At 68.1% G+C, this 12,483-nt stretch carries 7 protein-coding genes; 6 read left to right on the top strand and 1 reads right to left on the bottom strand.

What is annotated here, in order from left to right:
* Nucleotides 1-55: 55 nt before the first annotated feature.
* From ACO07H_RS04980 to ACO07H_RS04960, 5 genes are all read left to right on the top strand, one after another.
* Entirely contained in the window at nt 56-1,567 is a 1,512-nt protein-coding gene (locus ACO07H_RS04980) for a glycosyl hydrolase family 18 protein (protein ID WP_422011766.1), read from the top strand.
* Nucleotides 1,568-1,652: 85 nt separating this feature from the next.
* Nucleotides 1,653-2,702 (top strand): LacI family DNA-binding transcriptional regulator, encoded by a 1,050-nt coding sequence (locus ACO07H_RS04975; RefSeq protein WP_422011764.1) that lies wholly within the window; start codon nt 1,653-1,655, stop codon nt 2,700-2,702.
* A 416-nt stretch (nt 2,703-3,118) separates the two neighbouring features.
* Nucleotides 3,119-5,995, top strand: coding sequence for a TonB-dependent receptor (locus tag ACO07H_RS04970; protein ID WP_422011762.1), 2,877 nt, complete (start codon nt 3,119-3,121; stop codon nt 5,993-5,995).
* Nucleotides 5,996-6,002: 7 nt separating this feature from the next.
* Nucleotides 6,003-7,541: a tryptophan halogenase family protein gene (locus tag ACO07H_RS04965; RefSeq protein WP_422011760.1), complete on the top strand. Its 1,539-nt coding sequence runs from the start codon at nt 6,003-6,005 to the stop codon at nt 7,539-7,541.
* A 503-nt stretch (nt 7,542-8,044) separates the two neighbouring features.
* Nucleotides 8,045-9,967, top strand: a complete 1,923-nt coding sequence (locus tag ACO07H_RS04960) for an elongation factor G (RefSeq protein WP_422011758.1) — start codon at nt 8,045-8,047, stop codon at nt 9,965-9,967.
* Nucleotides 9,968-10,621: 654 nt separating this feature from the next.
* Here ACO07H_RS04960 and ACO07H_RS04955 read toward each other — a convergent pair.
* Complete coding sequence (locus tag ACO07H_RS04955; RefSeq protein WP_422011756.1) at nt 10,622-11,287, bottom strand: GntR family transcriptional regulator; 666 nt, start codon at nt 11,285-11,287, stop codon at nt 10,622-10,624.
* Nucleotides 11,288-11,458: 171 nt separating this feature from the next.
* Between ACO07H_RS04955 and dctP the strand changes: the two genes are divergently transcribed.
* Nucleotides 11,459-12,481: a TRAP transporter substrate-binding protein DctP gene (gene dctP, locus ACO07H_RS04950; protein WP_422011754.1), complete on the top strand. Its 1,023-nt coding sequence runs from the start codon at nt 11,459-11,461 to the stop codon at nt 12,479-12,481.
* The last annotated feature ends 2 nt before the right edge of the window (nt 12,482-12,483 follow it).

Raw genomic sequence — 12,483 nt, 5'->3', positions numbered from 1 at the left:
GGGACGCGGCAAGTGCCTGCCCCGCTGTTGAAGCCACTGAAAAGGACTCGCTTTCATGAACCCGCTTTCGACCGACATTCCCACCCATCAACTGCAACGCCTGGCCGCCATCACGGCAGCAGCCTTCGCCGCGGCCGCCGTGCCCATGGCTGCCCAGGCCGTCACCTGCGCACCCGCCTGGGCCAGCGCCACCGTCTACAACGGCGGCGACACGGCCAGCAAGGGCACCACCAACTACAAGGCCAACTGGTGGACGCAGGGCAACGATCCGGCCACCAACAACGGCGGCGCGGGCAGTGGCCAGCCATGGACCTCGCAAGGCGCGTGCACCACCGGCCCCGCACCAAGCCCCTCCCCTTCTCCCTCTCCCTCTCCCTCTCCTTCTCCTTCTCCTTCACCCAGCCCGTCGCCCTCCCCGAGCCCGGCCCCCTCGCCCGCCCCGGCCCCCGGCCTCAGCGACCCGGCCGCCAAGTCCGCCAACCAGAACGGCCGCGCCTACACCGTCTACTACCCCACCTGGAGCGACAACTGGTTCGACGCCACCGGCAAGACCATGAACCAGGTCTTCCAGGCCAGCAACTTCGCGCGCCTGCCCGCCAACTACACGCACGTGGTGGCCGCATTCGCCCAGCCCAACTTCACGTGGGGCGGCATGACGGCCAACAACTGGTCGGGCACCGGCATCAACTTCAACGGCCGGCCGTCGGACATCAAGGCCGCCATCGACGTGCTGCACGCCCGCAACATCAAGGTCATCCTGGCCGTGGGCGGCGCCACGTACAACAGCTGGAGCACGCTGTCGGCCGAGGGCCACGCGGGCAGCGGGCCGACGATCACGGCGCTGGCCAACGTCATGAAGGACGTCGGATTCGACGGCCTGGACGTGGACTTCGAGATCGAAGGCCTCGACGCCTACGCCGGCGCGGTCAAGGCCATGCGCAAGGCGGTCGACCTGGCCGGCGGCGGGCGCATCCTGACGGTGGCGGCCTGGTCCACCGGCGCGGACTGCACGGGCGCCACGGCCAACGACTCGCAATGCACAGGCGTGGGCACCAGCTACTGGGGCGGCAAGGCCGGGCTGGAGCGCCAGCTCGTCAACAGCTACCCGGCGCTGAAGACGGCGTTCAACCTCGTCAACATCATGAGCTACGACGCGCGCTACGAGCACTACGACGGCGTGACGGCCTGGAAGCAGTACCGTCAGCTCTTCCCGGCCAGCACCATCGTGTCCATCGGCTTCGAGACGGCGCCGGAAGGCTGGGCCGGCGGGCAGCTCGTCGTCAACAACGCCGAGGCGCAGTGCACCGGCTCGGTCATCCTGCAGAACAGCTATGGCGTCAACATCAACCAGGCCTACTCGGTGGAGCGCTACCTGAACGCCGTGACGACCAGCACGCTGGCCAACCGCAACGCGCGTGATGGCGCGATGCTGTGGCAGGCGCTGAAGACCGCGACGGGCAGCTGCGGCAGCGCGGCCCTGGCATCGCCCGGCAGCATCGGCAAGAAGGCGGCCGGCCTGCTGAACCTCGTGGACGACCCGGCGCTGCAGAACGCGCCCTGGAAGTAAGCCACGGCAGGGCATGGGGCGGGTGACGCCCCCAGACGGGCCGGGGCCGCGCGCCTACACTCGCGGCTCCGCCCGCCCGTGCCCGATGAACAACAAGCAGCCTCCCGCCAAGAAAGCGCCGTCAGCCCGCACCGATGGCGTGGTCACGCTGGAGCAGGTGGCAGAGCTGGCCGGCGTGTCCCCGAGCACGGTGTCGCGCATCCTGAACGGCACGGCGGCCGTCAGCGAAGCCAAGAAGGAAGCCGTCGAGGCGGCCATCCGCGAGCTGGGCTTCCGGCCCAACCCGGTGGCGCGCGGCCTGGCCGGCGGCAAGACGCTGTCCATCGGCGTCGTCACGCAGGTCATCTCCAGCCCGTTCTACGGCGAGGCGCTGCTGGGCATCGAGCGCGAGCTGGAGCGGGCCGGCTACGTGCCGCTGTTCGTCTCCGGCAACTGGCACGAGGACGACGAGCGCAAGGCCATCGAGACGCTGCTGTCGCGCCGCGTGGACGGCATCATCGTGCTCGCCGGCCGGCTGGCCGACGAGGCGCTGCTGAACCTCACGGCGGGGCTGCCCACCGTCGTCGTCGGCCGCCAGCTCCAGGGCCCGCAGCTCTATAGCTTCAGCTTCGACAACCGCGGCGGCGCGCGCCTGGCCACCCAGCACCTGATCGACCAGGGCCACCGGCGCATCGCCTTCATCGCCGGCGACCTGATCCATGACGACGCGGTCGACCGCCAGAACGGCTATCTCGACGCACTGGCCGCCGCCGGCATCGCGGCCGACCCCAACCTCATCGTGCAGAGCGACTACACCGAGGCCGGTGGCGTGCTGTCGGTGACCCGGCTGCTGGAGCGCGACATCCATTTCACGGCGCTGTTCGCGTCCAACGACCAGATGGCCATCGGCGCCTGCCTGGGCCTGCACCGCCGCAACCTGCGCGTGCCCGACGACGTGTCGTTGGTCGGTTTCGACGACCTCATCATGGCGCGCTACGCCATGCCGCCGCTGACCACCGTGCGCCAGTCGGTCTACGAGATCGGCAGCGAGGCCGCGATGGCCATGCTCGAACTGCTGCGCGGCGGCTCGCCCCGCGTGCAGCTGCCGCAGCCCGAGCTGGTGGTTCGCGAGAGCTCGCGGCGCATGTCGCGCTGAGCCCCCCCGCCCTTTCCACCAGCGCGCGAGGCCACGCTCGCCATCCCGCTGACATCGCCCTCCACCCACTGTTGCTCGAACCGGGTAAACCATGTGGCAGCGCAGCGGGGCGAACTGCATCATTGAATGAAAGCGCTTTCAGTGCTTGCACTGTTTTGTTGCCTTTCAACCCAGAAGTACCCGTATGCGCACCGAAATGCGCCGGAACGCCGCGCCATCCCTGGCTGAACTGGGCCGGTGCGAGCAGTCAGTGGCGCCCAGGCACGCCCGAACCCTGGGTTCACGTTGCCCGAAAGCCGCAGACCGAGGGTGTTGCCTAGGTTGAAAGCGCTGCCAATGGCTTACGCTTGAAAGCGCTTTCAGTCCCTCAAAGGGACAGTTCACGAAAAGATCACAACATAACTGGAGACAAGTGAATGAGACAGCTTCGCCCTGCCCTTCGCCTCACGAGCCTGGCCGCGGCCAGCGGCCTGCTGTTTGCCGGCGCCGCGGCACAGGCGCAAGTCGCCGCACCCGCCGCCACCAAGGAAAAAGACGCGCAGCAACTCGAAACCGTGGTGGTCAAGGGCATCCGCTTCAGCCTGGAAACCTCGGTGGCCACCAAGCGCAACTCGGATTCCATCGTCGAGGCCATCTCGGCCGAGGACATCGGCAAGTTGCCGGACGCCAGCATCGCCGAGTCGCTGGCGCGCCTGCCCGGCCTGACCGGGCAGCGCGGCCCCGATGGGCGCGTCAACGTGATCTCCATCCGGGGCCTCTCGCCCGAGTTCTCCGGCGTGCTGCTCAATGGCCGCGAGATCGTCAGCTCCAACGACAGCCGTGCCGTCGAATACGACCAGTTCCCCTCCGAGCTGGTCAACGCCGCCACCGTCTACAAGACGCCCGACGCGAACCTGGTGGGTCAGGGCCTGTCAGGCACGGTCAACATCCAGACCCTGCGCCCGCTGAGCCTGGGCAGCCGCCAGGTGGTGGTGAGCCTGCGCGGCGAGCGCAACTCCAACGGCACCATGGTGCCGGGCGTCACCGGCGCCACCGGCATGCGCCTCTCGGCCTCCTATGTGGACCAGTTCGCCAACCGCACCATCGGTGTGGCGGTGGGCTTCGCGCGGCTGGATTCACCGTCGCAGACCAAGCAGACCGAGCTGGTGGAGTACGGCGACTACACGCCCTATGGCCTGCCGCTGACGGGTAACGCGCCGTCCAAGGTGGGCACAGGTCAGGCCTTGCTGCCGATGTACTGGACGGCCCAGACCGCCACCAAGAAGAACCTGCGCGACGGCCTGATGGCCGTCGTCGAATACCAGCCCAACGACGACCTGCACTCGCAGGTGGACCTGTACTACTCCAAGTTCAAGACCCACGAAGTGGCGGGCAAGTGGCAGCAGAGCCTGTTCGGCAACTGGTCGGCGGGCATCACGCCCGCGATGAGCAACGTCACTACCCAGCAGATCGGCAACAACACCTTCGCCACCGGCGCCACGATCTCTCAGCTGGTCGCCAACGTCGGCAGCATGGACACCCGCCGTACCGACGACATCGTTGCGCTGGGCTGGAACACCAGCCTCAAGCTCAATGACCGCTGGAAAGCGTTGACCGACCTCAGCTATTCGCGCGACAAGCGCAACGAACGCTACTCAGAGGCCTACGCCGGCAACTACGACTACGCCAACAAGGCCTGGACCTACGGGGCCTACCGCTGGAACGTGCCGACCAACGGCGACCCGCAGACCTTCACGCCCACGCAGGCCGACCTGCTGTCCAACCCCGCCAAGCTGGCCTTCGGCGACGTCGCCGGCATGGACTGGGTGCCCAACGAAGCCTGGCTGGGCGCCATCCGCCATCCGGAGGTCAAGGACGAGATCAAGTCGGCGCGCATCTCGCTGGAACGCTCGCTGGACGGCGTGTTCAGCCTCCTCACGCTCGGCCTGAACTACACCGAGCGCGGCAAGGACGTGGCCAAGAACGAGGACCGCCTGCTGATGAAGAAGGATGCCAACGGCGATTACATCCGCTCCATCCCGGCCGGCGTCGTGCAGCAGCCCTTCGACATGAGCTGGGCCGGCATGCCGCAGGTGCTGCGCGTGGACGTGCCGGCGCTGGTCGCGAGCGGCGCCGTCACGCTGGAGGAAGGCCAGTTCAGCAAGTGGGTGGCCAACAATTCCAACGTGCGCGAGAAGGTCACCACGGCGTTCAGCAAGCTGGACATCGACACCGACCTGTGGGGCGTGTCGCTGCGCGGCAACCTGGGCCTGCAGGTGGTGCGGGCCAGCCAGAGTTCCGAGGGCTGGGAATACCGCGGCAACGACGAGATGCCGGACAAGAGCCTGCTGTTCAAACGCAACGGCGGCACCAGCTACACCGACGTGCTGCCCAGCATCAATCTCGCAGCCGACCTGCGCAACAACTGGATCGTCCGTTTGGGCCTGGCCACGTCCATCGTGCGCCCGAACATCGTCGACATGCGCGCCGGCACCAGCACGCCGGCCGTCAACGGCGACGCAGCGGGCACGCCGCACGCCGGCGAATGGACCACGGCCTACGCCGGCAACCCCGAGCTCAAGCCGTGGCGCGCTGCCGGCATGGACCTGTCGGTGGAACGCTACTTCGGCAAGCGCAGCTACGTCTCGCTGGCCGGCTTCCGCAAGAACCTGCTCAGCTACATCTACAACCAGCTGACGGCCGTGGACGCCTCCGGCTTCCCGCAGGTGGCGCCCCCGGGCGTCACGCCCAAGCCCATCGCGCCCATGATCCAGCCAAGAAACGGCACGGGCGGCAAGGTCGAGGGCATCGAGTTCGCTGCTGCGCTGGAAGGCGGTCTGCTGACCAACGCCCTTGACGGCTTCGGCGTCATCGTGAGCGCCTCCAAGCTGCGCAGTTCAATCAAGGACCAGAACCCCGACCCGTCCGTCAGCACCGCACGCGACGTGCCGCTCAACGGCCTCTCCGGCCGCTCCAACAGCGTGACGGTCTACTACGAGCGCGATGGCTTCTCGGCCCGCTTCAGCCAGCGCTACCGCTCGCCGTTCACGGCGACCACGCGCGACATCTTCCTGAACAACACCACGCTGCAGCAAGCCGCCGACAAGGTGGCCGACATGCAGATCGGCTATGCGTTCGAGGAAGGAAGCCTGAAGGGCCTGGGCTTGACGCTGCAGGTGGGCAACCTCTTCGACAAGCCGACGATGAACTACAAGTCGGTGACCGGCGAGGCGCCGGACAAGACGCAGCTGATGCCCAACTACATCCGCTACTTCGGACGCACCACCACGGTGGGCATGACCTACAAGTTCTAATGCCCGCATGAACGAAGTGAACGCCGTGCGCAGCGTCGTCGTCGTGGGCGGCGGCACCGCCGGCTGGATGAGCGCTGCCGCCTTCGCCAAGGCGCTGGGCGGCAGTGTGCAAATCCGGCTGGTGGAGTCCGACGAGATCGGCATCATCGGTGTGGGCGAGGCCTCCATTCCCAACCTCACCGAGTTCAACCGGGCGCTCGGCGTCGACGAGGACGAGTTCCTGCGCGCCACGCAGGGCTCGTTCAAGCTGGGCATCGAGTTCGTCGACTGGGGCGCCGTGGGCGCACGCTACATCCACGGCTTCGGCCGCATCGGCCAGCCCGAGGACACCGTGCCCTTCCACCAGTTCTGGCTGCGCATGGCGCAGCAGGGCAAGGCCCGGCCGCTGGGCGAGTATTCGATCAACACGGCGGCGCCGCGCGAGGCCCGCTTCATGCGCGCGCGGCCCGACATGCCCGGCTCGCCGCTGGCCGAGATCGCCCACGCCTACCACTTCGACGCCAGCCTCTACGCCCGCTTCCTGCGCGGCTACGCCGAGCAACGCGGCGTGCGCCGCACCGAGGGCAAGGTGGCGGGCGTGGAGCAGCACGAGAACGGCCACATCGCGGCGTTGCGCATGGACAGCGGCGAGCGCATCGCGGGCGACTTCTTCATCGACTGCACGGGCATGCGCGCGCTGCTCATCGGGCAGACGCTCAAGGCCGGCTACGAGGACTGGTCGCACTGGCTGCCCTGCGACCGCGCCATCGCCGTGCCCTGCGAGCGCGTGGACCCGTTGCTGCCCATGACGCGCTCCACCGCGCATGCCGCCGGCTGGCAGTGGCGCATCCCGCTGCAGCACCGCACCGGCAACGGCCATGTCTACAGCAGCCGTTTCATGGAGCCTCAAGAGGCCGAAGCCATCCTGATGGCCGGGCTGGACGGCCGGCCCACCGCGGCGCCGCGCCACCTGAGCTTTCGCACCGGCCGCTCGGGGCGCTTCTGGATAGCCAACTGCGTGGCCGTCGGGCTGTCCAGCGGCTTCCTCGAACCGCTGGAGTCCACCAGCATCCACCTGATCCACATGGCCATCGCGCGCATCCTGGAGTTCTTCCCCAACGCCGGCTTCGACGCCACGGACATTGAGGAATACAACGCCCTGACGCGAGAGGAGTTCGACAACGTGCGCGACTTCCTGGTGCTGCACTACAAGCTCACGCGCCGCGACGACTCGCCGTTCTGGAAGTACTGCCGAGGGATGGAGATCCCGGAGCGCCTGGCGCGCAAGATGGCGCTGTTCGCCTCCAACGGCCGCGTCTACCGGCGCAGCGACGAACTGTTCGCCGAATCGAGCTGGCTGCAGGTGATGGTCGGGCAAGGCCTGATGCCGCAGGGTCATCACCCCTTCGCCGATCAACCGGATGACGCCGAAGTGCTTGCCTATCTCGAGAACGTCCGCCAGGTCGTCGCCAAGTGTGTCCGGGTCATGCCCACCCACGCCGAGTTCATCGCCAAGCACTGCGCGGCGACAGCCACCATGCCGGCCCCCGCAGCTCAGCCCGCCTGACCCCGAGATGCCAGCGGACTGAACCAGGGCACCTCTGGTTCGGCGGTGCTCACACGCTGGGGCGCCGTCCTTGTCGCCACTTGGCGAGGCCGCGCAAGCGGCCTTTTTTTCGTCTGGCTGCCGCCCCGGCAATACCGTGAGCTTGAAAGCCCCACGCCCGGCCCGACATTGCACACAGACCGACAATCACGCCCATCATGAAGCTCAACCCCACGACGCAAGCCCGCCTCAACCACTGAAGCGCCCTTCGACCGTGTTCGGAAGGCGCCCGCCTTCCGGAGCAACCAACCCCGGCAGGCCCGTCCCTCCCGGGGTTTTGTTTTTCCTGCACCGATTTCAATCATGCGCACGCGCACCTTCGACAAGCTGATCGCCACGATTCCCGAGCGCCGGAGCGCGGCCAGCCCCTGCCTGTCTCGTGCGCGCTTCGGCGTCCTGCTTCTGCGCTAGCTGCTTCGGCGATTCCGCCGAGGGGCTGGCCCCTCACTCATCCAGGAATCGCCATGAACTCGAACACCAGCACCCTTCGCAACCTGCGCAACATCGGCGTCATCGCCCACGTCGACGCCGGCAAGACCACGACCACCGAACGCATCCTGTTCTACACCGGCGAGAACCACCGCATCGGTGAAGTGCACGACGGCGCCACGACGATGGACTTCGACCCGCAGGAGCGCGCGCGCGGCATCACCATCCACAGCGCGGCCACGACCGTGCACTGGCACGGCACGCAGATCAACCTGATCGACACGCCCGGGCACATCGACTTCAACATCGAGGTCAAGCGCTCGCTGCGCGTGCTGGACGGCGCCGTCGTCGTCTTCGACGGCGTGGCCGGCGTGGAGCCGCAGACCGAGACCAACTGGCGCCTCGCGGACGACTACCGCGTGCCCCGCATCGCCTTCGTCAACAAGCTGGACCGCGCCGGTGCGGACTTCTCCCGCGTCGTCTCGATGATGCAGGAGCGGCTCGGTGCGCGTGCGCTGCCGCTGCAGCTGCCCATCGGCGCCGAGGCCGAGTTCCGCGGCGTCGTGGACCTGCTGACCATGCAGGCGCTCGTCTGGGACCGCGACGACACGCTGCTGGACGCCTGGCTGCGCGGCGAACAGCCGTCCGTGGACGCGCTGCGCGCCGGCCTGCGCACCGCCACCGTCGCCAGCGAACTCGTGCCCGTGCTGGCCGGCTCGGCCTTCCGCAACCGCGGCGTCGAGCCGCTGCTGGACGCCGTCGTCGCCTACCTTCCGCGCCCCGGTGAAGCCCCCGGCGCGGTGGACACCCACGGCCCGCTGTCGGCGCTCGCGTTCAAGCTGACCGCCGACGACCACGGCGCGATGGTGTTCGTGCGCGTCTACAGCGGCAGGCTGAGCCGCGGCGACACGGTGTTCAACGCGAGCACCGGCAAGGCCGAGCGCGTGTCGCGCCTGTACGAGATCCACGCGGACAGTCGCGTCGAGCGCGACGCACTGGTCGCGGGCGACATCGCGGGCGTCGTGGGCCTGAAGGACGTGCTGACCGGCAACACCCTGGCCGACCGGAAGGACGCACCCGTGCTGGAAAGCATCGCCGTGCCCGAAGCCGTCATCGACGTGGCCATCGAGGCGCGGCACCAGGACGGCACCGCGGCGCTGGCCAAGGGCCTGGCCGTGCTCGTGCGCGAGGACCCGTCGCTGCGGTTGCGCCAGGATGCCGACTCGGGCCAGACGCTGCTGTCCGGCATGGGTGAGCTGCAGCTCGAAGTGGCCGTGGAGAAGCTGCGCACGCGCTTCGGCGTGGAAGTGCAGGTGGGCCGCCCGCAGGTCGCCTACCGCGAGACCATCGCGGCGGCGGCCGAGGTGCACCACCTGCACCGCAAGCAAAGCGGCGGCCCCGGCCAGTTCGCCGAGCTGACGCTGCGCGTGGCGCCGCTGCCTCGTGGCACCGGCATCCGCTTCGCGAACACGGTGGTGGGTGGCGCGATCCCGCGCGAGTTCATCCCGGCGGTCGAGGCCGGCATCCGCCGCGCCGCGCAGGCGGGCCCGTTCGCGGGCCATCCGCTGGTGGACTTCGAGGCCACGCTCGTGGACGGCAGCTTCCACGTGCGCGACTCGTCCGCGCTGGCTTTCGAGCTGGCGGCGGCGAACGCGCTGCGCGAGGCCGTGCTGAAAGCGGCGCCTGTGGTGCTGGAGCCGGTGATGGCCGTCGAGGTCATCACGCCGGCCGACCACGTGGGCGACGTCATCGGCGACGTGCTGCGCCGGCGTGGGCAGGTGCACGCGCAGGACACCCGCGGCAACGCGGTGGTCATCAGCGCCCATGTGCCGCTGGCGCAGATGTTCGGCTACATCGGGCATCTGAGGGCGATGACGTCGGGGCGGGCGCAGTTCACGATGCAGCTGGATCACTACGCGGAGGTGCCGGCGGCGCGGGTGGCGGCGTTGGCGGCCTGACTGGGAGGGCGAGAAGCTGAGAGGCTTCTCGCCCTTTTTTTGGTGACGCCGAATCTCGATGGGGGTCTAACTTACCCCTGCGGGGCGCCTGCTGTGGTGCCGGGACTCGCCCCGGCGGGCGACCTACTTCTTTGGACGCCCAAAGAAGTAGGCAAGAAAACCGCCCTGCGGGTTCCCTGCGCTGCTCGAACGGCGAGGCCCGCGCTCAACTCGCGCCGCTACGCTCTGCTCGGACAGTAGCGCGGAGTCAGAAGTTGATGCGAGCTGTGCTCGCGCCTCGCCGTTCTGTGCTGCTCGGCGGTTTTTAAGGGGGAGTTTCCTAACAGCCCAACAGCCAGCAGCCAAACCCGGAAGCCGGCTGGCGCCGGCTGTTCTTCACTCCCCCTCTGCCGAGGAGCGCAGGACTTCAAGCCCGTTCGCGCAGCGAACTTCAAGAACTGACTCGCGACGCTTGTTTGAACGGAGCGTAGCGAAGTGAGTTCGGCGCGGGGGCTTGAAGGCCGAGCACCGCAGGGAACCCGCAGCGAAGCGGAGGGCAGCGCGGTCGGGGGCGACTTTTTGCCTACTTTTTGGTCGCTCAAAAAGTAGGTCGCCCGCCGGGGCGAACTCCCGGCACCACAGCAGCCAACAACCAGCAGCAGCGAGCCCGCAACCTCAAGCGGCCACCGACGCCGCCTCCGACTGCATCATCGACAGCAGGTCCGCAAACCGCTCCCCCTGCACGATGACGTGGCTGCGGATCGCCACGACCGCGCGATCCGAGTCCCCCGCCTTCAGCGCATCCAGCACCGCCTGGTGCTCCTCGAACGAGCGCGACACCCGGTTGCGCACGCGCAGCTGCAGGCGGCGGTACGGCCGCAGCTTGCGCTGCAGGTTCAGCGACTGGTCGGTAAGAAAGCCGTTGTGGCTGGCGCGGTACAGCGCCTCGTGGAAGGCCTCGTTGGCGTAGAAATAGGCGTCGGAATCGAGCCCGGCGGCCGCACTGCGGCAGCTCTCGTGCGCCGCCTCCAGCCGCTGAATGTCGACGGCCGTCAGCCGCCGCGCGGCCAGGCGCGCGCACATCGCCTCCAGCTCCGCCATCACCTCGAACATCTCGACGATGCGCTGCGGCGTGGCCTGCGCCACCACCGCGCCACGGCGCGGGCGAATCTCCACCAGCCCTTCGCCCGCCAGCTGGTTCAGCGCCTCGCGCACCGGCGTGCGCGACATGCCGAAGCGCTGCGTCAGCTCCACCTCGTCCAGGTGCGTGCCCGGCGCCAGCTTCCCCGTCGCGATCTCTTCCTCGATGCGTTCGCGCAGGGTTTCGGACAGTCGGCTCATGCACCAATTTTAGTGACGCATGCGTGGCACCTCCTCCTGAACTCAGGCCGGGTATTCACTTATGCGCAAGCCATATGCAATGTATACATGAATCACTAATATGCGTAATCAGAGCGGCTGGCGCAGATCGGCCCCGACCTTCCATCGAAGCCAGAACTTCCAGGAGACAACGTGATGAGCCTTGATCGACGCGACATGCTGGGCCTGATGGGCGCCAGCGCACTGGGCCTGCCGGCCCTGACGGCCTCCGCCCAGACCGGCGGGCTGAAGATTTCCCACCAGTTCCCCGGCGGCACGCTCACGGAAGGCGACTTCCGCGACCGCCTGTGCCGGCGCTTCGCGGCCGAGTGCGAGAAGCGCACGGGCGGCGCGCTGAAGTCCACCGTCTACCCCGGCTCGTCGCTGATGAAGACGAACTCGCAGTTCTCGGCGATGCGCAAGGGTGCGCTGGACATGAGCCTGGTGCCGCTGTCGTATGCCGGCGGCGAGGTGGCCGAGACCAACATCGGCCTGATGCCGGCGCTGGTGCCCAGCTACGAGGTCGGTGCGCAGTGGAAGAACGCAGAGGTCGGCAAGCTGCTGGCCAAGACGCTGGACGACAAGGGCATCGTCATCGTGTCGTGGGTCTGGCAGGCCGGCGGCGTGGCCAGCCGCGCGCGGCCGCTGCTGACGCCGGACGACGCCAAGGGCCTGAAGGTGCGCGGCGGCAGCCGCGAGATGGACATGATGCTCAAGCAGGCCGGCGCCTCCGTCATCAGCCTGCCGTCCAACGAGATCTACGCCGCGATGCAGACCGGCGCGATGGACGCGGCGATGACGTCGTCCACCAGCTTCATCTCCTTCAAGCTGGAGGAGATCGCCAAGTTCCTGACCTCGGGCCGCCAGCGCACCTACTGGTTCATGCTGGAGCCGCTGATGATGTCCAAGGAGATCTTCAGCAAGCTGCCCAAGGCCCAGCAGGACGTCATCATGGCCGTGGGTGCCGAGCTGGAAGCCTTCGCCACGGAGGCCGCCAAGGCCGACGACAAGGCCGCCGCCGAGCTGTACGCCAAGGCCGGCGCCAAGGTCGTCGACATGGACGAGCCGACGCTGAAGAAGTGGCAAGCCATCGCACGCGACACGGCCTGGAAGGACTTCGGCGAAAAGAACGACAGCTGTGCCGCGCTGCTCAAGGCCGCGCAGAAACTGATCTGAGG

The organism is Roseateles sp. (assembly GCF_965229315.1).
In the GTDB taxonomy this organism is placed as follows: Bacteria; Pseudomonadota; Gammaproteobacteria; order Burkholderiales; family Burkholderiaceae_C; genus Pelomonas.
Note: the sequence above shows the minus strand (reverse complement) of the source record. Positions and strands in the feature narration are given on the sequence as shown.

What these genes read in the sequence shown, in the direction of transcription:
- ACO07H_RS04980 (WP_422011766.1), top strand. Translation starts at nt 56, where the DNA reads ATGAACCCGCTTTCGACCGACATTCCCACCCATCAACTGCAACGCCTG.
- ACO07H_RS04975 (WP_422011764.1), top strand. Translation starts at nt 1,653, where the DNA reads ATGAACAACAAGCAGCCTCCCGCCAAGAAAGCGCCGTCAGCCCGCACC.
- ACO07H_RS04970 (WP_422011762.1), top strand. Translation starts at nt 3,119, where the DNA reads ATGAGACAGCTTCGCCCTGCCCTTCGCCTCACGAGCCTGGCCGCGGCC.
- ACO07H_RS04965 (WP_422011760.1), top strand. Translation starts at nt 6,003, where the DNA reads ATGAACGAAGTGAACGCCGTGCGCAGCGTCGTCGTCGTGGGCGGCGGC.
- ACO07H_RS04960 (WP_422011758.1), top strand. Translation starts at nt 8,045, where the DNA reads ATGAACTCGAACACCAGCACCCTTCGCAACCTGCGCAACATCGGCGTC.
- ACO07H_RS04955 (WP_422011756.1), bottom strand. Translation starts at nt 11,287, where the DNA reads ATGAGCCGACTGTCCGAAACCCTGCGCGAACGCATCGAGGAAGAGATC.